The following is a 23,421-nucleotide window of genomic DNA, read 5'->3' as shown; positions in this document are numbered from 1 at the left end:
TATACCGCCACCCCCGCCTGCACCCCGGACGCGCATGGCACATGCGCCGGTCACCCGGACGCGGTAAACAGGGCATTGCCCATGTCCATCCGCAGGGGAGTTGATCATGCAGAGCACGCTCCAGGTCACGCTGTTCGGCCCGCTTGGCGACAGCCCGGCATTGCAGTTGCCGGGGCTGGAAGGGCCGTCGGTGGCCATCCCGGAAGCGACCCTGCGGCGGTTGGTCTCCGATCTCTATACAACGCGCTCCCTGCTCAACCCCGAGCAGCTGGACGAGGCCAGGCAGGAGCTGGACCGCGTCCTGGATCGCTGGGCGGACATCCACGAAGGCCTGCTGCTGGACGTGGAAGTGCATGGCAAATGACCGACGTTGCGTGGCTGCCGCCACGGAGGCAGCGCTGGAGCCCACCTCGCTGAACCACGTCCCCAGTTGCGGATGAAACATTTTGCACTGCGCAAAAGCTGTGCTATCAATAGATCCCATGAACGCAGCCGCTACCCGCTTTTACTGGTATTACTTTCCGAAGCCACTGGCGGAGGAAGGACTGCGCTCACCCTGAAGAAAGCTTCAGACGCATTCCCGAAAGCCGCCAGCGAACCTGGCGGCTTTTTTCATGTCGCCACGCTGGGGACCCCCAACGTTCCGGAGATCTCCCCCAATGCCCCCGCACACCGACGACCTGCGTATCCGCACCATCGAACCGCTGACACCGCCCGCCCAGCTGCTGGCGATGCTGCCCTGTGACGATGAAGCTTCCGACACCGTCAGCGCCTCGCGCGCGGCCCTGCACCAGATCCTGCACGGCCGTGACGACCGCCTGGCCGTGGTGGTGGGCCCGTGCTCGATCCATGATCCCAACGCCGCCATCGAGTACGCCCAGCGCCTCAAGCCGCTGCGCGATGCACTGGCCGGCGAACTGGAAATCGTCATGCGCGTCTACTTCGAGAAGCCGCGCACCACGGTGGGCTGGAAGGGTCTGATCAATGATCCGGACCTGGACGGCAGCTTCAGGATCGACAAGGGCCTGCGCATCGCCCGAGGCCTGCTGCGCGACATCAACAAGCTCGGCCTGCCGGCCGGTGTCGAGTTCCTCGACGTGATCTCGCCGCAGTACATCGCCGACCTGGTGGCGTGGGGCGCGATCGGCGCGCGTACCACCGAAAGCCAGGTGCATCGTGAGCTTGCCTCGGGGCTGTCGTGCCCGGTCGGCTTCAAGAACGGCACCGATGGCAACGTCAAGATCGCCGCTGACGCGGTGGGGGCGGCGTCCAATCCGCATCACTTCCTGTCGGTCACCAAGCAGGGCGGCACCGCCATCGTGTCGACCACCGGCAACCCGGATTGCCACGTGATCCTGCGCGGCGGCAAGCAGCCGAACTATGACGCAGGCAGCGTCGGCGAGGCCTGCCAGGTGCTGGCCAAGGCCAAGCTGCCGACCCGGCTGATGATCGATGCCAGCCATGCCAACAGCCTGAAGAACCCGGAAAACCAGCCGAAGGTGATCGACGACATCGCCGCTCAGCTGGAAGAGGGCGAACAGCGCATCGTCGGCGTGATGATCGAGAGCCATCTGATCGGTGGCCGCCAGGAACTGGTGGAAGGCCAGCCGCTGGTCTACGGGCAGAGCATCACCGATGGCTGCATCGACTGGGATACCACGGTGACGGTGCTGGAGCGGCTGGCTGCGGCCGTGCGCGCCCGTCGTGAAGTGAAGGTGTCCGAAGCCGCCTGATGGAAGCCGCTTGAGTGCGGCACGTGTGTGGATGGCGGCCAGCGCCTGCGGGGGTGCGGCCGCGATCAGGGCCGGTCGGAGTTGGAGACCGGCCCGTCTGCACCGGTGATGCGCCTGGCGCTGCGCATGAGCGACAGCGCCAGGTCCATCGCCGGGGTGGTGCGGGTCCCGGCGAACACGATCCTCAATGCACTTCGTCGTGGTACACGAACTTCGGCATTTCCCAGCGGTAGTGGATGGCCAGCAGGCGCAGCGCGAAGCCGCCGCCCAGGCAGCACAGGATCGCGGTGGCGTCGGCCACGCCCCAGTGCAGCAGCAACAGGTACGCCGCGCCGGTCAGCAGCGCGATGATCGCGTACAGCTCCTTCTGGAAGATCAGCGGCACCTCGTTGCAGAGGATGTCGCGCAGCACGCCGCCGAACGCGCCGGTCAGCATGCCGGCGATCAGCACGATCGGCATCGCATGGCCGGCTTCGCGCGCGATCGAGCAGCCGATCAGGGTGAAGGCGATCAGGCCCAGTCCGTCGAGCACCAGGAACGTGCGGCGGAAGTGGTGCATCCAGCGTGCGACCCAGGTGGCGATCAGCGCCGCGCATACGGTGAAGCCCAGGTACTCCGGATGCTTCACCCAGCCCAGCGGGTAGTGGCCGAGCAGGATGTCGCGCAGGGATCCACCACCGAGGGCGGTGACGCAGGCGATCATGACCACGCCGAACAGGTCCATGCGGCGGCGGCCGGCGGACAGTGCGCCGGTCATGGCTTCGGCGGAAATGGCAATCAGGTAGATGATGGACAGCAGCATGGGACAGACTCCGGGCGCGGTGGGGCCGGCCATGCGCGACGACCGCCACTGCCTGCGCAATGACGGGATGACGATGACCGGTGCCGCTCCCGCTGTCCTTTTGCCTGAGAGTTCAGCGGCATGGGCCGCGTGCCCCTTCGGCGGATCGTCCCGGGCGTGCCCGGTGACCTCTCTCCAGCTCGGCGAGTCGAATGCATGGTTGGTGGGATTCCAGCCCACCGGCCTGAGCGATCATGGGAGCCTGCGCCTTCGGCGGGCGCCAGCGCGGCGCCTCTCTCCTGCATTCGGGCGCCAGTATATCCGCTGCAGTGCAGCACGGCATAATCCGGGCATGGCCCCGTCCCTCCGCCCGTGGTTCCTGTACCTGCTCGAATGCCGCGATGGCAGCTATTACGCCGGCATCAGCACCGACGTGGACGCGCGTTTCGCCGCCCACCAGGCCGGCAAGGGCGCACGCTATACCCGGGCCCGGCCACCGCTGCGCGTGCTGGCCGTGCGCGAGTACCCGGACCGGGCCGCCGCCTCACGCGCCGAGTGGCAGCTCAAGCAGCAGCCCCGCGAGCGCAAGCTGGCCTGGCTGCAGGAACCGGTCGAGACGCTTCTGTAGATCCACGCCCTGCGTGGATGGGCTACCCGGCCCATGCGATGATCGCCCCGCGCCCAGAGTTGGAGACCCGGATGTCGACGATCGCCCTGCTGTTCGCTCTTTCCGCAGCAACGAGCCCTGCCGCCGACCCGGCCACCCTCGCGGCCATCGAAGCCACCTGCCACGACTACGTCGATGGCCAGCTGGAGGCCAACCCGCAGCGGGTCGCCCACTCCTTGCATCCGGACCTGGCCAAGCGCGCGGTCCTCGGCGATACACCCGACGAACGCCTGGGCCTGCGCCGGATGTCGAAGGAAGAACTGGTCTCGTTGACGAAGCAGGGCGCGTTGAAGACCCCGAAGGATCAATGGGATCGCCGCTGCACGGTGCTGGACGTGACCGGCAACGCGGCCTCGGCGCGGCTGGAAACCCCGTGGTTCGTCGACTACTTCCACATGGGGCGCTTCGGCCAGCGCTGGGTCATCGTCAACGCGCTGTGGTACCCGAAACCGAAGGCGCAGTGAGCGATGCGTGCCGCCGGCAACGCATGGATCTCCGTCGTCGTCCTGGTCGCGGGTGTCGCGCTTCTGCCTGGCCTGCTGTATCTGCTCGGGCTGGCGCTGGTGGATGGTCGGCCGAAGCCGGCGGACCGCGTGCCCAGTGGTGTGGCCGCATGCAGCGGTGAACCACGGGCGGGATACCAGCCGATGAATCCCTGGCACTTCACTGCCCAGTTCTTCGACAAGGACGGAATGAAGAAGAAGGTGCCTGAAGTGGAGCGGGAGGCCTTCTGGATTGCCCGGCGCCACCTGTGGCGGCAACCACAGCGCGGCATGCTGCGCTGGCATCTCAGCAGTACCGCATTGACGATCTGGATCACCCGGCATTGGAGTACCGCGCAGATTGCCGATACTGCGAGAAAGGAGGATTTCTGCCGGACCTGGTCGAAACGGCGGGTCCCCGGTGGCCCGATGAGCAAGTAGAGCCTAGAGCCACGCCATGCGTGGAGGGTGTTGACGGGGTCAGTGCCCTTTCCTGCGGAAAGGGAACCGACCGCGCCGCAGCCGGCCAGCGGCCGGCACTACCGTCGGGGGCGACGGTCTTCCTGGTCATCACCGAAGATGATGCGCGCACTGCGCTGGTAGCTCCAGTACGCCACGGCCCAGTTCAGCAGCACCACGATGCGGTTGCGGAAGCCGATCAGGAAGAACACGTGCGCGGCCAGCCAGAACCACCAGGCCAGCACGCCGGACAGTTGCAGCCGTCCCAGGTGCACGATCGCGGCCATGCGGCCGATGGTGGCCAGGTTGCCGTAGTCGGCGTACTTGAACGGGCCGGGTGCGGGCGTGCCGTGCAGGCGTGCGCGGACCACCTCGGCCACGTACTTGCCCATCTGCTTGGCGGCGGGCGCCACGCCGGGAACCGGCTTGCCGTCGGCCTGGCTCAGTGCGGCCAGATCGCCGGCCACGAACAGCTCCGGGTGATCGGGCAGGGTCAGGTCCGGTTGTACCGGCACGCGCCCGGCGCGATCCAGCGGCACGTCCAGCGTGCGCGCCAGCGGTGACGCCGCCACGCCGGCGGCCCAGACCACGGTGCGCGCCGGCACGAACTGGTCACCGAGCGTGAAACCCTGGCTGTCGATGTTGCTCACCGGGGTCCCGGTCAGCACTTCCACGCCCAGCTTTTCCAGCTGCCGGCGCGCCTTCAGCGACAGCACTTCCGGGAACGAGGACAGCACGCGTGGGCCGGCCTCCACCAGCCGCACCTTGGCACTGGCCGGATCGATATGACGGAACTCATTGCGCAGCGTGTGGCGTGCAATCTCGGCCAGGGTGCCGGCCAGTTCCACACCGGTCGGGCCGCCGCCGACGATGGCGAAACTCAACCACGCCGCCTTCCTTGCAGGGTCCGGTTCGGCCTCGGCACGCTCGAATGCCAGCAGCAGCTTGCGGCGCAGTGCGATGGCATCGTCCAGCGTCTTCAGCCCGGGCGCATCGTCGGCCCACTGATCGTTGCCGAAGTAGGCGTGGGTGGCGCCGGTGGCCAGCAGCAGGCTGTCGTAGTCCAGCGTGCTGCCATCGGCCATGCGGATCTGCCGGGCCTGCTTGTCGATGGCCACCACTTCGCCGAGGCGGACTTCCACATTGCGCTGGTGGCCGAGGATGTGGCGCAGGGGTGCAGCGATATCCGGTGCGGACAGGCCGGCGGTGGCCACCTGGTACAGCAGCGGCTGGAACAGGTGATGGTTGCGGCGGTCGACCAGGGTGATGCGTATGCGTTCGCGGGCCAAGGCACGGGTGGCCCAGAGACCGGCAAAACCGCCGCCGACAACGACCAGGTGGGGAACGCGCTCGCGACTCATCGACTCACTCCAGTGGGGGCATTGGGGGAAGCGCCTGGCATCTTCGCACGGCGGCCACCTGTCACGTCAGCGACCGCCCGGATCGGCGATACTCGGGTTCAGGCAACGGCCCGTGAGGAGCCCATGAGCGAACCGGAAAAGCGCATCGCCCTGTTGATCGACGCCGACAACGCGCCGGCCTCGAAGATCGACGAGGTCCTGGCCGAAGTCGCGCGCTACGGCGTGGCCAATGTGCGCCGCGCCTATGGCAACTGGAAAAGCCCGCGACTGAAGGGGTGGGAAGCGGTACTGCATGAGTATGCGATCCGCCCCATCCAGCAGTTCGCCTACAGCAAGGGCAAGAATGCCTCGGATATGGCGATGGTGATCGATGCCATGGACCTGCTGTACGCGCGCAACCTTGATGGCTTCGCCATCGTCTCCAGCGATGCCGATTTCACCCCGATGGTGATGCGCCTGCTGACCGATGGCGTGAAGGTGTATGGCTTCGGCGAAAAGAAAACGCCCGAACCCTTCGTCAACGCATGCTCGAAGTTCACCTACCTGGAAGCGCTGGGCCAGACCCACGCCAGTGTGCCGGATGCCGAGCAGGCATCGAGCGAACAGGCATCCAACGAGCCCGTCGCCAATGACGATGCACGCCCGCGCAAAAGCGGCGCGGAGATGCGCAGCGACACGCGGCTGGTGAAGATGCTGCGCCGCGCGGTGTCTGCGGCCGAGGGCGAGGATGGCTGGTCGCACCTGGGGCCGGTCGGCAGCCAGATCGGCAACCAGGCCTCGTTCGATCCGCGCAATTATGGCTACGGCAAGCTCAGCGACCTGCTGGCGGCCATCGGCCTGTTCGAGCTGAAGAAGGATGGCAAGTCGTCCTACGTACGCGCGCTGCCGAAAAAGAACCGGTAGTGCCGGCCGCTGGCCGGCATGCTGCAGATGCCAGATCCCGCACCCGGCACGCACATCACCCACCGATCAGGCGTATCGTTGCCGCTCGCATTGCCAGCAAGGAAAACCCGCATGTTGAAGATCTGGGGCCGTCGCAATTCCAGCAACGTCCGCAAGGTGCTGTGGTGTGCCGAGGAGATCGGCCTGCCGTACGAATCCATCGAAGTCGGCGGCAGCCACGGCGGCACGCAGACGCCGGAGTACCAGGCGATGAATCCCAACGGCCTGGTGCCGGTGATCGAGGACCACGGCCTGCCGCTGTGGGAATCGAACACCATCGTGCGTTACCTGAGCGCGCGCTATGCGCTGGGCACGCTGTACGCCGAGGACCCGATGGAGCGCGCGCAGGCCGAAAAGTGGATGGACTGGAGCACTTCGCGGATGGCGCCGCTGTACAGCGACCTGGTCTGGGGCATCATGCGCACCGCGCCGGCCGACCGTGACGAAGCGCGCATCAACGCGGCCATCGTCCGTGCCGGTGACTACCTGGCGATGGCCGATGCCACCCTGGCCACGCAGCCATGGCTGTCGGGCGGGACGTTCGCGATGGGCGACATTCCGCTCGGCTCGCTGGTGTACGCCTGGTATGAACTGCCGATCCAGCGCCCGGACCTGCCGCACCTGGCCGAGTGGTATGCGCGCCTGCGCGAGCGACCAGCTTACCAGCGCGGCGTGATGTCGCCGCTGACGTAAGCGAAGGCGTTCGGGGTCAGAGCCCTTTCCTGCGGAAAGGGATCCGGCCCCGATAACCAAGGGGCTCTGACCCCTCAATACAGATCCGTCGGATCCACATCCAGCGACCAGCGCACCTTGCGGGCTTCCGGCAGCGCGTACAGCTGCGGTACCAGTTGCGAAAGCACGCCATGCAGGGGCGGTCGCTGCAGGGCCGACAGCAGCAGCTGCGTGCGCTGGTAGCCGGCGCGGCGTGGCATCGGTGCGGGCATCGGCCCGTAGGCCTCGACCACGTCCTGTTCGCCCAGCAGCTGCCGCGCGGCCAGCAGGAATGCGTTGGCATGCTCGACCTGCTGCGCTTCAGCACGCATCAGCGCCAGATGCGCGAATGGCGGGAACCCGGCCGCCTGGCGCTGGTTCAACTCGGCCTGCGCAAACGGGTGGTAGCCACCGCTGACCAGGGTTTCCAGCAGTGGATGCCCGGGGTGGTGGGTCTGCAGCCAGACCTCGCCGGGGTCACGTGCACGCCCGGCGCGACCGGCCACCTGGATCAGCTGCTGGGCGAGTTTCTCGCTGGCGCGGAAATCGGCCGAGAACAGTCCTTCGTCGATGCCCACCACCACCACCAGGGTCAGCTTGGGCAGGTCGTGGCCCTTGGCCAGGATCTGCGTGCCGACCAGGATGCCGGGTTGGTCGCCCAGTTTTGCCAGCTGCTGTTCCAGCGCGTCGCGTCGCGAGGTGGTGCCGCGGTCGATGCGCACCACCGGGAAGTCGGCGAAGGCGGCGGTGAGGTGCTCTTCCAGGCGTTCGGTGCCGATGCCCTGCGGCTGCAGCGCCAGGCTGCCGCAGGCCGGGCACGCCAGCGGTGCCGGCTGCCGCGCGCCGCAGTGGTGGCATTGCAGGCGCCGGCCCCCGCCATGCACGGTCATCGGCGCGTCGCAGCGCTGGCACGGCGCAGTCCAGCCGCAGTCATGGCACAGCAGCACCGGCGCGTAGCCGCGGCGGTTCTTGAACACCAGCACCTGCTGGCCACGCTGCAGGTGCTCGCCGATGCCGGCCAGCACATCGGCCGAGAGGCCGTCATGCAGCGGCCGCTTGCGTACGTCGAGGATACGTACGCGCGGTGGCCGCGCATCGCCGGCACGCTGCTTCAGGCGCAGGTGGGTGTAGCGGCCTGCGTAGGCGTTGTGCAGGGTTTCCAGCGAGGGCGTGGCGCTGCCGAGCAGTACCGGAATGCCCAGCGCCTTGGCCCGGACCAGGGCGAAATCGCGCGCGTGGTAGCGGATGCCATCCTGCTGCTTGTAGCTGCCGTCGTGTTCCTCGTCGACGATCAACAGGCCGGCCTGCGGCAACGGCGTGAACACCGCCGAGCGGGTGCCGACGATGACCCGCGCTTCGCCGCGAGAGGCCGCTGCCCAGACGCGCGCGCGCTCGTTGTCGTTCAAGCCCGAATGCAGCGCATGCACCGCAATGCCGAGGCGACCACGGAAGCGGGCCAGGGTCTGTGGGGTGAGGCCGATTTCCGGTACCAGCACCAGCGCCTGCCTGCCGTGCGCCAGGCAATGGATGATCGCCTGCAGGTAGACCTCGGTCTTGCCGCTGCCGGTCACGCCATCGAGCAGGAACGGCTGGAAGCCTTCGGCGGCGGTGATCGCGGCCACGGCGGCGGCCTGGTCCGGGTTGAGGGTAGGGCCCGGCAGCGGCTGCGCGTGTTGGGGCGCCACTGCCAGCGCGACGCGCTCGGCCAGGGCGCGCTTGGCCAGGCTGCGTGCGGCAGTGCGCCAATCCTCCATGCGTTCGCCCAGCACGTCTTCATCGACGATGGCGTCGGCCAGCAGTTCGGCCAATTGCCGCGGCCGGCTGCCGGCGCGCAGCGTCGCGCGCTGGGCATGGCCCTCGGTTGTCAGCTGCCAGCCCCAATGGTGGGTGTCGGGCAGGGCCTCACCATGCCGCAGCGGACCGGGCAGGGCGGTGCTGACGACCTCGCCCAGCGGCGCGTGGGTGTAGCGCGCCAGCCATTGCAGGCTTTGCCACAGCTCGCCCTGCAGCAACGGCTGCGGGTCGCACCACGCCAGGGCCTGGCGCAGCCCCTGCCCGTCGTCCGTCTGTCCGTGGCCGGTCACGACACCGACCAGCTCCCGGTTGCCGAACGGCACTTTCAGGCGGCAGCCGACCGCAATCGCAGGGCCATCGCCTTCCGGTGGCAGGTAGTCGAACAGGCGCGGCAGCGGGACGGGCAGGGCGACCTGCAGGGTCGGAATCGGTGAAAGCATCGGGCCAGTGTACCGGGCCATGCGCGCGCGGATGGCAGCGGACGGGGCGACCGGACGGCGTCCCTTGAATCATAAATGTCACCTAAATATCGGTGTCCATTGGAGATTCAGTCTTATCCACATGTTCTGTGGATAACGTTGTGCGTTACCGGCCAGCGGACGCGCAGGAGGCCGATGGCGACGGCCTCACGCTCAGGTTGGTCAAAAAATCGCCACACGGCAAAAACAATCAAAATCAACAACTTATGTGTGAAACAAAGCTGAAACAGAGTGAATTCAGGCGGATGCCGCAGTTTTCCCCGAAACCCGCGTGGTGCTGTGCACAACCTGCAGCACGAAGTGCCGGTGGGCGCAAGTCCTACGGGCGTCGATTGCCTGCCGCTATCATGCCGGCAGACCTCTGGAGTGACCGATGACGGCTGTGCCCGCCCCTGTTTCCTCGACCGCGGCCGGCGCGCTGTCGGCGTTCCTGCGTGGCGTCGAGCGCCGCGCCCTGGTGGTGGCTGAACTGCAGTGCGGCGACGCCGCCCGTGCCGAGCAGACCCTGGTCGCGGTGATGCGCGCGTTCGCGGCCGTTGCCAGCGACCTGCCGATGGCGCAGTGGCCGACCCGCTTCTGGACCCTGCTGGGGCAACGCCAGGCACTGCGCGAACCGGTGGGCGGGCAGTGGGCCGCGCCGTTGGCCGCGCTGGGCGGGATGGCGCCGCTGCCGCGCCTGGCGCTGCTGCTGCGGGTGGGCGGCAGCCTCGACGAGGGCATTGCCATGCGCGTGCTCGACCAGGACGAGGCCGGCTACCAGCACCTGCTGGCCGACGCGTGCCCGCGTGATGCCCATGGCCAGCCCGACGCCGCGGCCTGGCGCCAGCTGGCCGAGCAGGTGCAGGCGCGTATCCGTGAACTGCCGGCCACGCGCCTGCAGCAGCTCCAGCAGCCGGCCGCACCCGTCGCGCACAACGAGGCGCCGACGTCCAGCTGGCGCGCTCCCCAGCGCGACGAGCGGGCCACCGCCCACGCCAACGTCAAGCGCCGTCGGGCGAGTGCCAAGCCGCGCTGGCGCGGTCCGCTGATCCTGCTGGCGACCGTGGCAGTGCTGCTGGCCGCGGCGCTGGGGTGGCGCTACCTGCAGGGGCATTCCATCGGCAGTGATGCGCCGCTGCCGGAGGGCGTCGTGGGCGAAGCCGGTCCAGTGACCGTGGAAGCGCTGCCGCCGAGCAAGGTCAATGCCACGCCGGACGCGACCCAGGCCCAAGCCCATGACGACGCAGCGATGCTGGCCGATCGTGACTACCCGCTGGTCGCCGATGCCGACCTGTATGCGTGGACCGCCGCCGGCGGCCCGCTGCCGGTGGACGAATCGCAGTCCAGGCCAAGCCGGCCGGAGCCGGCCAGTGCCGCGCTGGAAACCGCTGCCGCCGATGAATAAGTCCATGTTCGCCAGCCTGCTGCTGGCCCTGCCGCTATCCCTGTCCGCCGCACCGCAGTCGTTGAGCGTGCCGTTGCCGCCACCGGTCCCGGGCAGTTCGCCGGCCACGCCGGCGTCGGCCGCTGCTACTCCAGCCCCTGCGGAGTTCGCCCAGCTGGATGCGCAGCAGCAGCGCCAGCGCCGCGCCGACTACGCCGCCTGGCGCGCATTGCCGGAAGCCGAGCGCGAGCGCATCCGCCAGGCCGCCGCGCGCTTCAATGCGCTGCCGGCCGATCAACAGCAGCGCATGCGGCAGCAGTTCCAGGCACAGGACCAGGCGTTCCGCGACGGATGGCGGCTGGGCCCGCAGCTGGGCCTGGAATTCCCCAAGCTGCACGGACTGTTCGGATTCGTGCCGCCGGAGCAACGCGAGTCGGCGCTGGCCGTGCTGCGCCAACTCAGCCCGGCGCAGCTGGCCCAGCTGACCCTGGTCGCGCAGCGCACGCCGCCGCAGGAACGCGATGCGGTACGCAGCGCCTTCCTCGCGGTACCCGCCGCCGAACGCGACAGCTGGCTCAAGCGCCAGGCCGGCCAGTAGAAAAAGGGGATGGAGGGGATTAAGTCGTATCAGGCCAGTCAGTGCCGAATGCGACTTAATCCCCTCCGTCCCCTTTTTGCTTGGGGCAGCCGCAACCCGGCATTCACGCCATGTCATGGGAATGCAGGCGCTGCCCGCGTAAGATGGGCGCCCGCAACCCGGTGCCTGTGCCCTTCGCGCGCAACCGCAGTTCGCGTCAAGCACCTTATGTCTACTGCAACCTCCACGCCGCGCTTCAGCAAGGAAGTCGGCGCCACCGGTCTGCTCGCCCTGCCGCTCGTGCTGGGCCATGTGTCCACCGGTCTGATCTCCTTCGTCGACAACGTGATTGCCGGCCACCACGCCACGGCCACCCTTGCCGCAGTCACCATCGGCACGGCGCTGCTGTGGCTGCCGATGCTGATTCCGATCGGCACCCTGATCTCGCTCACCGCCTCGGTGTCGCAGCTGCACGGCGCTGGCCGCGAGCGCGAGATCGGCCCGCTGTTCCGCCAGGCACTGTGGCTGGCGCTGGGGCTGGGGCTGATCATGTTCACCTTCCTCACCGTGGTGCCACCGCTGCTGCCGTCGTTCGGCATCGCGCCGGACATCGTGCCGGGGGCGACCGCGTTCCTGCACGCGGTGCGCTGGGGCGGGCCCGCGCTGACCCTGTACTTCTGCATGCGTTACCTGAGCGAAGGCATGCACTGGACGTTGCCGACCATGCTGCTCGGCTTCGGCGGCCTGCTGGTGCTGGCGCCGATGGGCTACGTGCTGGCCAACGGCAAGCTCGGTTTCCCGGAACTGGGTGCGGAAGGCCTGGGCGTCGCTTCGGCGGTGATGATGTGGCTGCAGGCCACCGCGTTTGCCCTCTATCTGTGGCGCACCAAGCGCTTTGCCCACCTGCAGCTGTTCTCGCATTTCGAAGGGCCGCGCTGGAAGGCGATCTGGGAGCTGCTGCGCACCGGCCTGCCGATCGGCATCACCGTGCTGATGGAAGGTGGCTTGTTCATCGTCACCGCGTTGCTGATCGGTCGCCTGGGTGCCAATGAAGCGGCGGCGCACCAGATCGCGATCAACGTCGCGCAGCTGTGCTTCATGATTCCGATGGGCGTGGCCGAGGCCACCACCGTGCGCGTCGGCCATGCGGTCGGCCGTGGCGATGGCTTCGGCGTGCGACGCGCGGCCTGGGCCGGTTACGCGATCATCATGGGCACGCAGACGCTGTCGGCGGCGGTGCTGCTGTTCGGCCACGACGCCATCGTCGGCGTGTACACCAACGACCTGGCGGTGGCCGGGCTGGCCTCGACCCTGCTGCTGTACGCGGCCACCTTCCAGTTCCCGGACGGCATCCAGGTACTGTCAGCCGGTGCGCTGCGCGGCCTGAAGGACACCCGCGTGCCGATGTTCATCGCCATGTTCGCGTACTGGGGCCTGGGCATGCCGCTCGGCGCCGGGCTCGGCCTGGGGCTGGGCATGGGCCCGCAGGGCATGTGGATCGGCCTGATCGTCGGCCTGACTGCCGCTGCCATCCTGATGGGCTGGCGCCTGCGCCGCAGCAGCCTGCGCATCGGCCAGTCGATGCTGTCCTGATCGTCCCGCCCGCCTGCCCACCCATGGCGGGCGATCCCCTGACTTGTGTCCGATGCCGCATCACGCGGCACCGGCTATGCTGGTACCACGGCAAGAAGCCATCCGGAGCGTTCCATGAATCAACCCGTGCCCCCGCTGCCCCCGGCGCGTCGCAATCCCGTCGCCAGTTTCTTCATCGGGCTGTGGGACGTCATGAACTTCACCCGCCGGTTGATCCTCAACCTGGTGTTCTTCGGCCTGCTGTTCCTGCTGCTGGTGATGTTCGTCATCGCCGCCGGCATGGGCGCCGGTGCCAGCAAGTCGCTGCAGGACCGCACCACGCTGGTGATCGCGCCCGAAGGCCGCCTGGTCGAGCAGTTCAGCGCCGATCCGGTCAGCCGCGCGCTGGCCAAGGCGGTGGGTGACAACGGTGCCGAAGAGATCCAGCTGCGCGACCTGCTGCGGGTGATCGAGTCGGCCAAGGAAGACAAGAAGATCGAGCGCGTGGTGCTGGAACTGGACAAGCTGCAGCCGTCCGGCTTCGCCTCGTTGCGTGAGGTGGCCGCCGCGCTGCAGGACCTGCGCGCGTCCGGCAAGCAGCTGGTGGCCTACAGCGAGAGCATGGGCCAGTCGCAGTACCTGCTGGCCGCGCAGGCCGACGAGGTCTACCTGGACCCGATGGGCTCGGTCGTGCTCGAGGGCCTCGGCCGCTACCGCCAGTATTTCCGCACCGGCCTGCAGGACAAGCTGGGCGTGGACGTGCACCTGTTCAAGGTGGGCGAGTACAAGTCCGCGGCCGAGCCGTACGTGCTCGACGCGGCGTCACCGGCCTCCAAGGAAGCCGACCTGTTCTGGATGAACGACGTCTGGCAGCGTTACCTGGGCGACATCGCCAAGGCCCGCCGCCTGGATCCGGCACAGCTGGCCGCCGGCATCGACACGCTGCCGGAAGGCATTGCCGCCGCCGGTGGCGACCTGGCCAAGTTCGCGCTGCAGCAGAAGCTGGTGACCGCGCTGAAGACCCGCGAGGAATTCGAGGATCTGATGATCGAGCGCGGCGTCGCCGACGACGATGCCGACGGCGGTTTCCGCAACGTCGACTTCGGCCGTTACCTGGCCCTGCTCGACGCCCGTCGCAACCCGGTGGACTCGCGTCCGCAGGTGGCGGTGGTGGTGGCGTCCGGCGAGATCAGCGGTGGTGACCTGCCGGCCGGCCGCATCGGTGGCGAGTCGACCTCGGCGCTGCTGCGTGCCGCGCGTGACGACGAGAACGTGAAGTCGGTGGTGCTGCGGGTGGATTCGCCCGGTGGTGAAGTGTTCGCCTCCGAGCAGATCCGTCGTGAAGTGGTGGCCCTGCAGGCCGCTGGCAAGCCGGTGGTGGTGTCGATGGGCGACCTGGCCGCCTCCGGTGGCTACTGGATCAGCATGAACGCCGATCGCATCTATGCCGATCCGTCGACCATCACCGGTTCGATCGGCATCTTCGGCATGGTGCCGAACTTCAGCCGCGCGCTGGACAAGATCGGCGTGCACACCGACGGTGTCGGCACCACCCGTTTCGCCGGCGCCTTCGACGTTACCCGGCCGATGGACCCGGCGGTGGGCCAGGTCATCCAGACGGTGATCAACAAGGGCTACGCCGACTTCACCGGCCGTGTCGCCGACGCCCGCAAGAAGCCGGTCGAGGCGGTGGACGAGGTCGCCCGCGGCCGCGTGTGGAGCGGTGCACAGGCCAAGGAACGCGGCCTGGTCGATGCCTTTGGCGGGCTGAAGGATGCCGTGGCCGACGCGGCCAGCCGCGCCAAGCTCGGCAAGGCCGATGCCTATCGCGTGCGCTACATCGAGAAGGCGGCCACGCCGTTCGCGCAGTTCGTCAGCGGGTTCGCCGGCAGCCGGGCCGGTGCGTGGATGCTGGCCGATTCGGGCGTGGCGCGGATGATGCTGGCCCGCACGATGCCGGACGTGGATACGCAGCTGCGCTTCGTCGAGAACGCCGCCCGCGAGAAGGGCAACGGTGCACCGGTGAAGGCGCTGGCGTACTGCTTCTGCGGGTTCTGATCGGCAGCAGTAGTGAATGAAAACGCCCGGCTCAGGCCGGGCGTTTTTCGTTGATGGGGCCGGACCCCTCTGCAGCGCATAGGGCTCTGACCCGACAGGTCACTGCGTCGCGTCAGCCTCGGCCTTGCGCTCGCTCGCAGCGGCGTCATCGACAGTCTTCTGCACGCCCTTGGCGCGGTCCAGCGGCTGCTGGATCGCGCGTGCCATGGCCTGCGGTTCCGGCGGCTTCTCCGGGTTCGGCGTGGGCGGACGCTGGCAGGCCGACAGCAGCACGGTGGCCAGCAGGGATGTGGACAGGATCAGGATGCGCATGGCGGCACTCCGTGATGGGCGTGCGCGCAGTGTCGCATCTACCGCAGGCGGCTGCCGTGAGCGCGTATCCTTGTGGCATCGGAACACAGTGGGCCCGGCCCCGGAGGACACATGACCCAGCAACGGTGGCGCCTGGACGGCCAGACCGCCCTGATCACCGGCGCCAGTGCCGGCATCGGCCTGGCCATCGCGCATGAACTGGCCGGGTTCGGTGCCGACCTGATGATCGTCGGCCGCGATATCGACATGCTGGAGACCGCGCGCGACGAGTTGCTGGACGTATATCCGCAGATGCAGGTCCACGCGCTGGCCGCCGATGTCTCCGATGACGAAGACCGCCGGCAGATCCTGGACTGGGTGGAAGACCACAGCGATGGCCTGCACATCCTGGTCAACAACGCCGGTGGCAACGTCACCAAGGCGGCCACGGAGTATTCCGAGGACGAATGGCGCCAGATCTTCGAGACCAACCTGTTCTCGGCCTTCGAGCTGTCGCGCTACGCGCACCCGCTGCTGGCCCGGCACGCGTCGTCGTCGATCGTCAATGTCGGCAGCGTTTCCGGCCTGACCCATGTGCGCAGTGGCGTGGTCTACGGCATGAGCAAGGCGGCGATGCACCAGATGACCCGCAACCTCGCGGTCGAATGGGCCGAGGACGGCATCCGGGTCAACGCGGTGGCGCCCTGGTACATCCGCACCCGGCGCACCTCCGGCCCGTTGTCGGACCCGGACTACTACGAGGAAGTGATCAACCGTACGCCGATGCGCCGTATCGGCGAGCCGGAGGAAGTGGCCGCCGCCGTCGGCTTCCTGTGCCTGCCGGCGGCCAGCTACGTCACCGGCGAGTGCATCGCAGTGGATGGCGGCTTCCTGCGCTACGGGTTCTGATCTTCCGGTGGTCGTGCCGGCCGCTGGCCGGCAACTGCAATCATCTGAAAATCCTGCGATTGCCGGCCAGCGGCCGGCACGACCGGATGGTTGTCACCCCGGTACCGGGCAGTTGCTGGCCTCCAGCACACCCTGCAGTCGTTCGCGCTCGCCACGTGCCGTGTCGCGGTTTTCCGGCGAGGCGAACCGCTCACGCCCCCGCGCATCGCGGAAGCGTTGCTGCCAACTGCTGCAGCGCTGCGCTTCCGGCAGCGCCTCGCAGCGGTCGCGCACCACCTCGCAGCCGGCGGCGTTGACCGGCGTGGCGCCGCCCAGGCCCTGTACGGTCATCAGTTCGCAGCGTCCGGGGGCGGCTTCGTACTCGTGCAGGTAGCCGCCGCCCTGGCTGTCGGTGCACTGGAAGATCGGTGGCAGCGGCGGCTTCGGCGGCGCATGGCTGTCTGGCGCGGCATCGGCCTGGCGCGGCAGCGCTGCACTGTCGAGTATCAGATCGCCGCCTTCGCGTTCGACCATGCCGGCTTCCATGATCGTGCGCCCTTCACCGGGGCGGCGAGGCGCGGGTGCGGGAACGGATGGCGCAGTGGCCGCGGCCGGTTCGGGCGCGGCCGGCACGGGTGCCGCTGAGGCCGGCGCCGGCGGAGCACTGGCCGGCACCCGCACCACCTGCTGCTTGCTGCCGGTCGGGCAGGGCGTGCGTTGCAGGGTGGGCACATCGCTGCTGCTGGAGGTGCAGCGGTAGATCACCCCGTCGTCGGCCAACGCGTTGCCGGCGAACAGGCCCAGGGCCAGCCAGATCGGATTCTTCATGCGCACAGCGTACATGCCCCGGCAGGCATCGCGCTCAGCGTTCGCAGTCCCGCGACAGGCGCGCGTCGATGCCACGCTGTTCGTTGCTGATGTCCGTGCGCTCGCTCTGCAGCGCGCTGTTGTAGCGGCGATCCAGTTCCCAGCGGCGGTCACGCAGGCGCGCGCAGACTTCCTGCGGCGGCAGCGCATGGCAGCTGTCACGGACCAGCACGCTGCCGGCCGGCACCTGCACGCCGACGCCCACCGCAGGCGGCCGGTAGCCGGCGCCTTCACCGATCGGCGCACCGACCGGCGTGCCGAAGCCCGGGCGTGGACCGGGATGGACCGCGCCGTGATGCCCGTGCGGGAGCCACACGCTGGTCCACAATGGGACCCAGCGCGGATTGCCCTCGTTGCTGTCGCTGGTGTAGCGGCGACCGTCGTCGCTCACGCACTCGTACAACGGCTGTGGCGGCTGGATGTAGACGTGGCGGACTTCGCGATCGCGCATCACCGGAGCCTCGCTGGGCGCTGCGGGAGGGGCGTCACTGCGCACCACCCGCGGCGCGGGATCACGGGGCCGCTGCAGGTCGCGGACTTCCTGCCGGCCGCTGCTGCACGGCCTGTCCTGCAGGGCGACGGCGCCATTGCTGGCGACACAGCGGTACACGCGCACGTCCTCGGCGGCCAGTGCGGTCGAGGACAGCAGCAGGCACAGGCCCAGGGCGGTGCGCGGCAGGTTCATGGCGGCAGGGTGCGCGATTGTGCGCGGCAGTGCAATCGCCCGCTCAGGAGCGCAGCACGTTGCCGCTGAGCGCGTCGCGGATGGGGGTCGGCTGGGCCAGGCCGCCGGTTTCGCCGTCGAGCAGGCCATCGAGCAGGCGCAGCAGGCGCGGATCGAGTTCGGCACGGCTGCGGGCCGGCGGCTCACCGGCCAGGTTGGCGCTGGTGGAGACCAGAGGACCGCCCCAGGCGCGGCACAGTGCAGCCACCAGCGGGTGGGCACTGATGCGCACGGCGATGCCGCTGTGCTCACCGGTGACCCAGGGCTTGGCGCGCGGACCGGTCGGCAGGATCCAGGTGTTGGCACCCGGCCAGCTGGCCAGCACCGCGCGCTGGCGGGCGTCGGGCAGTGCCTGCAGGCGCACCCAGCCCTCCAGCTGCGACAGGTCGGCGGCCACCAGGATCATGCCCTTCTCGATCGGGCGCTGCTTCAGCCGCAGCACCATGTGCACCGCCGCCTCATGCGAGGGGTCGCAGCCCAGGCCCCAGACCGCTTCGGTCGGATAGGCGATCACGCCACCGGCGCGGAGCGTGGCGACAGCGGAGTCCAGGGTGAGTTCTTTCATGGCGGCGACCGGCCCGACGTGGGCCTTCATTATCCTCCTGCGGCGTGCAGAAGGGGTGGACCCTGGCACCCGGTAGTGCCGGCCGCTGGCCGGCGTCTGATGCTTCTGGGGTTGCCGGCCAGCGGCCGGCACTACCCCTCATCCACGCATGGCGTGACACAGCATCCACGCATGGCGTGCATCTACTTCTTTGCAGCGGCCTTCTTGGCCGGGGCCTTCTTCGCGGCGGCCTTCTTTACCGCCTTCTTTACCGCCTTCTTGGCAGGCGCTTTCTTGGCCGCGGCCTTCTTCGGCGCCGCTTCCTTCTTCACCGCCGCCTTCTTGGCCGGCGCCTTCTTCGCAGCGGCCTTCTTCGCACCGAAGCCCTTGCGCACCGGCTTGCCGGTTTCTTCCATCAGCTGCTGCACTTCGGCCAGGGTCAGCGATGCCGGCTCGCGATCCTTGGGGATCTTGCCGTTCATCCTGCCGTCGCTGATGTACGGGCCGAAGCGGCCGTTCAGCACCTGGATGTCGCTGCCTTCGAACTCCTTGATGATCCGGTTGCGCGCGATCTCTTCCTTCTCTTCGATCAGGAATACGGCGCGGGCCAGGTCGATGGTGTACGGGTCATCTTCCTTCTTCAGCGAGGCGTAGGTGCTGCCGCGCTTGGCGAACGGACCGAAGCGGCCGATGCCGACGCTGACCGGCTCGCCATTGTCCTCGCCCAGCGCACGCGGCATCAGGAACAGTTCCAGCGCGTCTTCCAGCGAGATGGTGTGCATCGACTGGCCCGGGCGCAGCGAGGCGAACTTGGGCTTTTCCTCGGCGTCCTCCGCCGTGCTGCCGATGGCCGCATAGGGCCCGAAGCGGCCCAGCCGCACGCTGACCGGCTTGCCGGTCTTCGGGTCGGTGCCGAGCTCGCGCGCGCCACTGGCCTCGGCGCGGTCCACCGATTCCTTCTTGTCTTCCACCAGCTCCTTGAACGGCTCCCAGAAGCGGGCCATCAGCGGGATCCACTCTTCTTCGCCACGCGAGACGGCGTCGAGTTCGTCTTCGAGCTTGGCGGTGAAGTCGTAGTCCACGTACTGGGTGAAGTGGCTGGACAGGAACTTGGACACCGCGCGGCCGACGTCGGACGGACGGAAGCTGCGGCCTTCCATTTCCACGTACTTGCGGAACAGCAGGGTCTGGATGATCGACGCGTAGGTCGACGGACGGCCGATGCCGTACTCTTCCAGCGCCTTCACCAGCGCCGCTTCGGTGTAGCGCGGCGGCGGCTGGGTGAAATGCTGCTCGGCCTGGATGCGTTCCAGCGGCACGCGGTCACCGGGCTTCATCGCCGGCAGCTTGCGGCCCTCGTCCTCGTCCTCGGCGCTCTTGCTGTCCTTGCCTTCCTCGTACACGGCCAGGAAACCGGGCACCACCACCGTGGTGCCGCTGGCACGGAACACGTGCTCGCTGCCAGCGGACAGGTCGACGCTGACGGTATTGAGCGTGGCCGGGATCATCTGGCAGGCGACGGCGCGCTTCCAGATCAGTTCGTACAGGCGGCGCTCGTCGTCGGTCAGGAAGCGCGCCACCTGGGCCGGGGTGCGCAGGGCCGATGTCGGGCGCACCGCTTCGTGCGCTTCCTGGGCGTTCTTCGACTTGGTCTGGTAGGTGTTGGGCTGGTCCGGCAGCGAGGCGATGCCGTAGTCACGGGCGATCACGTCGCGGATTTCAGCCAGCGCGTCCTGCGACAGGTTCACCGAGTCGGTACGCATGTACGAGATCAGGCCGACGGTGCCTTCGTCACCGATCGCCACGCCTTCGTACAGCTTCTGCGCCACCTGCATGGTCTTGCGGGTGGTGAAACCGAGCTTGCGCGAAGCTTCCTGCTGCAGGGTGGAGGTGGTGAACGGCGGCGCCGGGCGGCGCTTGCGCTCCTTGCTGGCAACGTCGGTGACATGCAGCGAGCCCTGCGCGGCCTGCTGGATGCGCAGGCGGGCGGCTTCGGCGGTATCGCCGTCGGTGATGGTGAACTGCTCGAATTTCTGCCCGTCCAGCTTGACCAGCTTGGCGTTGAAGTGCTGCGACGGGTGGGCGCACTCGGCGGCGATCGACCAGTATTCGCGGGCGATGAACGCTTCGATCTCTTCCTCGCGCTCGACGATCATGCGCAGCGCCGGGCTCTGCACGCGGCCGGCGGACAGGCCGCGCTGGACCTTGCGCCACAGGACCGGCGACAGGTTGAAACCGACCAGGTAGTCCAGCGCGCGGCGCGCCTGCTGGGCATCGACCAGGTCGCTGGCGATCGCGCGCGGCTGGCTGATCGCTTCCTTGATCGCGCGCGGGGTGATCTCGGTGAACACCACGCGCTGCATCGGCTTGTCCTTGACCAGCCCGCGTTCCTTCAGGATCTCGGCGATATGCCAGCTGATCGCTTCACCCTCGCGATCCGGGTCGGTCGCCAGCAGGATGTCGTCGGCGCCCTTGGCGGCCTTGGCAATCGCATCGACATGCTTTTCATTCTTGTCGATCACGTCGTAGTGCATGGCGAACCCGTTGTCCGGGTCGACCGCGCCTTCCTTCGGAATCAGGTCGCGCACATGCCCATACGAGGCCAGGACGGTGTAGTCCTTGCCGAGGTATTTGTTGATCGTCTTGGCCTTGGCCGGCGATTCAACGATGAGCAGGTGCTTGGGCATGGCAGCAGTGTCTGTGGGGCGAGCCGCAGGGGAGGGGCCGCTAGGGTGGAGCAAACGGCCGCATTAGTGAAGCGGCCACGGACAAATCAATACGCTGAACGCCCGGTAGTGTGCCGGGCGTTCAGGTTTCACCTTATTAGAGGAATCACGCCCGGCCAGCCGCTGTCAAGCAGCCAGGCGTGAGGATGGCCGTTCAGGAGGCCATCTTGGCGATGAAGCCGACCGCGGCGACCAGCAGCGCCAGGCCCGCAAGCATCAGCAGGCCGGTCAGCACCAGGATCACGATGGTGACCGTGCCCAGCTCGCGGCGCTGCAGGTGCGGCTGGTCGGTGTAGGCCCAGCGGTCGACCACCAGGGTGTCGCAGATCATGTCGTGCAGGCCCTGCTTGCGCTCGGTGAAGGCTGCCATCAGGAAGCCGATGCCGAGAGTGAAGCTGCTCAGCAGCATGGCCCAGTAGCGACCGAAGGCGCGGCCTCTGGTCAGGCGTTCGCCGTTGCTGCGCACGACCTTGATGCCGACCGCCATCTTGCCCAGCGTGGCGCCGCCCTGCGAGGAATGGAACCAGGTGTAGTAGGCCACGCCGATCACCAGGTTGATCAGGGCGCTGGCCAGCTGCGCGACGATCTCGATGGAGCTTTCGCCGCTGCCCACCGCGCCCATGCTGGCGCCGAGCACCACGCCGATGATGGCGCCGATGATGCCGCCCGGCACGGCCAGCACGAAGTAGTCGATCATGTAGGCCGCCACCCGCTTCCAGAAGCCGGCGTAGACCACTTCCCCGCCCACCACCGGCTGCGGGCCACCGGCAGCGGCGGTGCCCGGGGCGCTGTAGGGCGAGCTGCTGAGCGCGCCGGTGCCCGGCAGCGGTGCAGTGCCGTTGTCGATGGCGGCGTAGTCGCCGCGCAGGTCGAAGCCGCCACTGGCGGTGGCCGTGCTGGCGTCGGCGAGCGTCTGCAGGCCGAGCTCATCGACCACCTGGCGCAAGGCCGCCCACTGGGCCATGCCTTCGCGCCAGACCAGGGTGTCCAGGTTCAGTTGGCCGCGCTGGAAGCGCTGGCGGATCTCCTGGACCGGCAGCGGGCCCTGGCGTTGCTGTCCTTCGGCGTAGTACCACTCAGTCATTGCATGTTCCCTGTTGGGTCGTCCTTGGAGGTGCAGCCGTGCGCGGGGTTCAGCCGCGGCACGACGGCGGCAGGTACTTGTCGTCGCTCTCGCCGCTGCATTGCCAGCGGCCGCTGTCGCGGTCGTATTCCAGCCACAGCAGGTCGCCATCGAGGCTCTTGCCGGGCACGGCCAGCGTGGCTTCGATGCCACAGTGGCCATTGTTGAAGCGGCCGATGTTCACCGCCGACAGGCCGGCCTGGGTGAAGTCGCCCGGGGCCGGGAAACCGGCATCGTTGGCACCCGGGCAGCGGCCTTCATCATCGGCGAAATGCTGCACCTGGTCCTTCAGTGGCTGCAGGGCATTGACCGCGGTGGCGACCTTGGCGCGCACGGTGTAGTCGTTGTAGGCAGGCAGTGCGATCGCCGCGAGGATGGCCACGATCGGCACCAGTACCAGCAGCAGCCCGCCGCCGATGATCGCGGTCAGGGCGCAGCCGGAGAGCTTCTTTTTCGGGGGCGGCAGGACGCCGGCCGGGGCCGGGGTGGCATAGGGCGTGGACGGCGGCAGCACCGGCGGCTGCGGCGGCGGGGGTACGGCCGGTTCAGGCTCGGGCTCGGCGACCGGTGCGGCCACGTCCAGCGCCGGCACGATCAGGCCCAGCTCATCGACCACAGTGCGCAACGGCTGCCATTGCGGCAGGCCGTCACGCCAGACCAATGTGTCCAGGGAGATCTGGTTGCTGCGGAACAGCTCGACCAACTGTTCCGCCGGCAGCGGGCCTTGCTGCCGGTTGCCTTCTGCATGGAACCACTCGCTCACGGGGACGCTCCTGAATGCGCTATGCCCCCAAGTGTACGGTCAGTGCAGGGGTTCTGGCTCGTCCATGAACATCTGCGTTTCCATCCAGGCATAGGCCGCTTCGGAGCCGGGCTGGTTGAACAGCACCATCAGCACGACCCACTTCAGGTCGTCCAGGTCCAGTTCGTCCTGGTCCAGGGCCATTGCCCGGTCCAGTACCAGCTCGCGCTGGTCGGCGTCGAGGATGCCGTGCTGCTCCAGGTACAGCAGGAAGCCACGGCATTCCACGTCCAGCTTGTCCAGCTCGGGACCATGGTAGATGCGCACGGGACCATCGACCCGCGCCTGGGCCACGCTCGGCCGCTGCGCGGCCAGGGCATCGAGCCAGTCGAACGCCTTGTTGATCTCGGTGGGGCTGAAACCGGCCTGGATCAGGCCGTTCTGGAGCGAATCGCGGTCACGGATCAGGTCCGCATCTTCGCTGAAATAGTGTTCAAACAGGTACAGCAGTACATCCAGGATGCTCTCTTTCATTGC

General features: G+C 68.2%; 24 protein-coding genes and 2 riboswitches. Of the genes, 12 read left to right on the top strand and 12 right to left on the bottom strand.

Annotated features, from left to right (window positions below; all coding sequences use genetic code 11):
- Nucleotides 1–106: 106 nt before the first annotated feature.
- Nucleotides 107–364 carry a hypothetical protein gene (locus AC5P9I_RS15860; RefSeq protein WP_130768230.1) on the top strand — a complete coding sequence of 86 codons (258 nt, stop codon included), beginning with the start codon at nt 107–109 and terminating at the stop codon, nt 362–364.
- Between the two features lie 295 nt (nt 365–659).
- Nucleotides 660–1,733 carry a 3-deoxy-7-phosphoheptulonate synthase gene (locus AC5P9I_RS15855; RefSeq protein ID WP_235644611.1) on the top strand — a complete coding sequence of 358 codons (1,074 nt, stop codon included), beginning with the start codon at nt 660–662 and terminating at the stop codon, nt 1,731–1,733.
- 65 nt (nt 1,734–1,798) lie between these two features.
- Here AC5P9I_RS15855 and AC5P9I_RS15850 read toward each other — a convergent pair whose 3' ends face one another.
- Nucleotides 1,799–1,921 carry a hypothetical protein gene (locus tag AC5P9I_RS15850; RefSeq protein WP_262103194.1) on the bottom strand — a complete coding sequence of 41 codons (123 nt, stop codon included), beginning with the start codon at nt 1,919–1,921 and terminating at the stop codon, nt 1,799–1,801.
- Nucleotides 1,918–2,535, bottom strand: coding sequence for a trimeric intracellular cation channel family protein (locus AC5P9I_RS15845; protein WP_005411215.1), 618 nt, complete (start codon nt 2,533–2,535; stop codon nt 1,918–1,920). Before AC5P9I_RS15845 ends, AC5P9I_RS15850 begins: the two co-directional genes overlap by 4 nt.
- 84 nt (nt 2,536–2,619) lie before the next feature.
- Nucleotides 2,620–2,723: riboswitch (glycine riboswitch) on the bottom strand.
- Nucleotides 2,724–2,736: 13 nt separating this feature from the next.
- Nucleotides 2,737–2,826, bottom strand: a riboswitch (glycine riboswitch).
- A 40-nt stretch (nt 2,827–2,866) separates the two neighbouring features.
- Between AC5P9I_RS15845 and AC5P9I_RS15840 the strand changes: the two genes are divergently transcribed.
- From AC5P9I_RS15840 to AC5P9I_RS15830, 3 genes are all read left to right on the top strand, one after another.
- Complete coding sequence (locus AC5P9I_RS15840; RefSeq protein WP_130768228.1) at nt 2,867–3,142, top strand: GIY-YIG nuclease family protein; 276 nt, start codon at nt 2,867–2,869, stop codon at nt 3,140–3,142.
- A gap of 71 nt (nt 3,143–3,213) precedes the next feature.
- Nucleotides 3,214–3,645, top strand: coding sequence for a nuclear transport factor 2 family protein (locus AC5P9I_RS15835; RefSeq protein WP_495217373.1), 432 nt, complete (start codon nt 3,214–3,216; stop codon nt 3,643–3,645).
- A 3-nt stretch (nt 3,646–3,648) separates the two neighbouring features.
- Nucleotides 3,649–4,104 (top strand): hypothetical protein, encoded by a 456-nt coding sequence (locus AC5P9I_RS15830; RefSeq protein WP_130768226.1) that lies wholly within the window; start codon nt 3,649–3,651, stop codon nt 4,102–4,104.
- Nucleotides 4,105–4,202: 98 nt separating this feature from the next.
- On the opposite strand, the gene AC5P9I_RS15825 is transcribed toward AC5P9I_RS15830, so the two are convergent.
- Nucleotides 4,203–5,483 (bottom strand): NAD(P)/FAD-dependent oxidoreductase, encoded by a 1,281-nt coding sequence (locus tag AC5P9I_RS15825; protein ID WP_053505340.1) that lies wholly within the window; start codon nt 5,481–5,483, stop codon nt 4,203–4,205.
- A 123-nt stretch (nt 5,484–5,606) separates the two neighbouring features.
- Here AC5P9I_RS15825 and AC5P9I_RS15820 point away from each other — a divergent pair, with 123 nt between their 5' ends.
- A complete protein-coding gene (locus AC5P9I_RS15820) occupies nt 5,607–6,386 on the top strand; it encodes an NYN domain-containing protein (RefSeq protein ID WP_049470953.1) in 780 nt (259 codons plus the stop codon).
- A gap of 111 nt (nt 6,387–6,497) precedes the next feature.
- On the top strand, nt 6,498–7,118 hold the full coding sequence (locus tag AC5P9I_RS15815; protein ID WP_049470955.1) for a glutathione S-transferase family protein: 621 nt from the start codon (nt 6,498–6,500) through the stop codon (nt 7,116–7,118).
- Between the two features lie 74 nt (nt 7,119–7,192).
- Here the strand turns inward: AC5P9I_RS15815 and AC5P9I_RS15810 are convergent, their stop codons facing one another.
- Nucleotides 7,193–9,370: a primosomal protein N' gene (locus AC5P9I_RS15810; RefSeq protein WP_130768225.1), complete on the bottom strand. Its 2,178-nt coding sequence runs from the start codon at nt 9,368–9,370 to the stop codon at nt 7,193–7,195.
- Nucleotides 9,371–9,782: 412 nt separating this feature from the next.
- Here AC5P9I_RS15810 and AC5P9I_RS15805 point away from each other — a divergent pair, with 412 nt between their 5' ends.
- The 4 genes from AC5P9I_RS15805 to sppA all read left to right on the top strand — a co-directional run bounded on the left by AC5P9I_RS15805 (nt 9,783) and on the right by sppA (nt 14,979).
- Nucleotides 9,783–10,793, top strand: a complete 1,011-nt coding sequence (locus tag AC5P9I_RS15805; protein ID WP_049470958.1) for a hypothetical protein — start codon at nt 9,783–9,785, stop codon at nt 10,791–10,793.
- Nucleotides 10,786–11,370 carry a DUF3106 domain-containing protein gene (locus AC5P9I_RS15800; RefSeq protein WP_049470960.1) on the top strand — a complete coding sequence of 195 codons (585 nt, stop codon included), beginning with the start codon at nt 10,786–10,788 and terminating at the stop codon, nt 11,368–11,370. Before AC5P9I_RS15805 ends, AC5P9I_RS15800 begins: the two co-directional genes overlap by 8 nt.
- 207 nt (nt 11,371–11,577) lie before the next feature.
- Nucleotides 11,578–12,942: an MATE family efflux transporter gene (locus AC5P9I_RS15795; RefSeq protein ID WP_235644599.1), complete on the top strand. Its 1,365-nt coding sequence runs from the start codon at nt 11,578–11,580 to the stop codon at nt 12,940–12,942.
- A gap of 114 nt (nt 12,943–13,056) precedes the next feature.
- Nucleotides 13,057–14,979, top strand: a complete 1,923-nt coding sequence (gene sppA / locus AC5P9I_RS15790) for a signal peptide peptidase SppA (RefSeq protein WP_049470964.1) — start codon at nt 13,057–13,059, stop codon at nt 14,977–14,979.
- A 99-nt stretch (nt 14,980–15,078) separates the two neighbouring features.
- Here sppA and AC5P9I_RS15785 read toward each other — a convergent pair whose 3' ends face one another.
- Nucleotides 15,079–15,291, bottom strand: coding sequence for a hypothetical protein (locus AC5P9I_RS15785; protein ID WP_049470965.1), 213 nt, complete (start codon nt 15,289–15,291; stop codon nt 15,079–15,081).
- A 111-nt stretch (nt 15,292–15,402) separates the two neighbouring features.
- Here AC5P9I_RS15785 and AC5P9I_RS15780 point away from each other — a divergent pair, with 111 nt between their 5' ends.
- Entirely contained in the window at nt 15,403–16,179 is a 777-nt protein-coding gene (locus tag AC5P9I_RS15780) for an SDR family oxidoreductase (RefSeq protein ID WP_049470967.1), read from the top strand.
- Between the two features lie 93 nt (nt 16,180–16,272).
- Here the strand turns inward: AC5P9I_RS15780 and AC5P9I_RS15775 are convergent, their stop codons facing one another.
- The 7 genes from AC5P9I_RS15775 to AC5P9I_RS15745 form a co-directional block, all read right to left on the bottom strand.
- Nucleotides 16,273–16,986, bottom strand: a complete 714-nt coding sequence (locus tag AC5P9I_RS15775) for a hypothetical protein (RefSeq protein ID WP_049471039.1) — start codon at nt 16,984–16,986, stop codon at nt 16,273–16,275.
- A gap of 34 nt (nt 16,987–17,020) precedes the next feature.
- Nucleotides 17,021–17,710 (bottom strand): DUF4124 domain-containing protein, encoded by a 690-nt coding sequence (locus tag AC5P9I_RS15770; RefSeq protein WP_049470968.1) that lies wholly within the window; start codon nt 17,708–17,710, stop codon nt 17,021–17,023.
- Between the two features lie 43 nt (nt 17,711–17,753).
- Nucleotides 17,754–18,344: an L-threonylcarbamoyladenylate synthase type 1 TsaC gene (gene tsaC, locus AC5P9I_RS15765; protein ID WP_080355598.1), complete on the bottom strand. Its 591-nt coding sequence runs from the start codon at nt 18,342–18,344 to the stop codon at nt 17,754–17,756.
- Nucleotides 18,345–18,496: 152 nt separating this feature from the next.
- Nucleotides 18,497–20,980 (bottom strand): DNA topoisomerase I, encoded by a 2,484-nt coding sequence (locus AC5P9I_RS15760; RefSeq protein WP_088476043.1) that lies wholly within the window; start codon nt 20,978–20,980, stop codon nt 18,497–18,499.
- 193 nt (nt 20,981–21,173) lie between these two features.
- Complete coding sequence (locus AC5P9I_RS15755) at nt 21,174–22,103, bottom strand: RDD family protein (RefSeq protein ID WP_049470972.1); 930 nt, start codon at nt 22,101–22,103, stop codon at nt 21,174–21,176.
- 49 nt (nt 22,104–22,152) lie between these two features.
- Nucleotides 22,153–22,905 (bottom strand): pilin, encoded by a 753-nt coding sequence (locus AC5P9I_RS15750; RefSeq protein ID WP_049470973.1) that lies wholly within the window; start codon nt 22,903–22,905, stop codon nt 22,153–22,155.
- 39 nt (nt 22,906–22,944) lie between these two features.
- Entirely contained in the window at nt 22,945–23,418 is a 474-nt protein-coding gene (locus AC5P9I_RS15745) for a DUF494 family protein (RefSeq protein ID WP_005419622.1), read from the bottom strand.
- Nucleotides 23,419–23,421: the final 3 nt, after the last annotated feature.

This window comes from Stenotrophomonas sp. YJH_SMC_29 (genome assembly GCF_059371235.1).
This window is presented reverse-complemented; position numbering and strand designations above follow the sequence as displayed.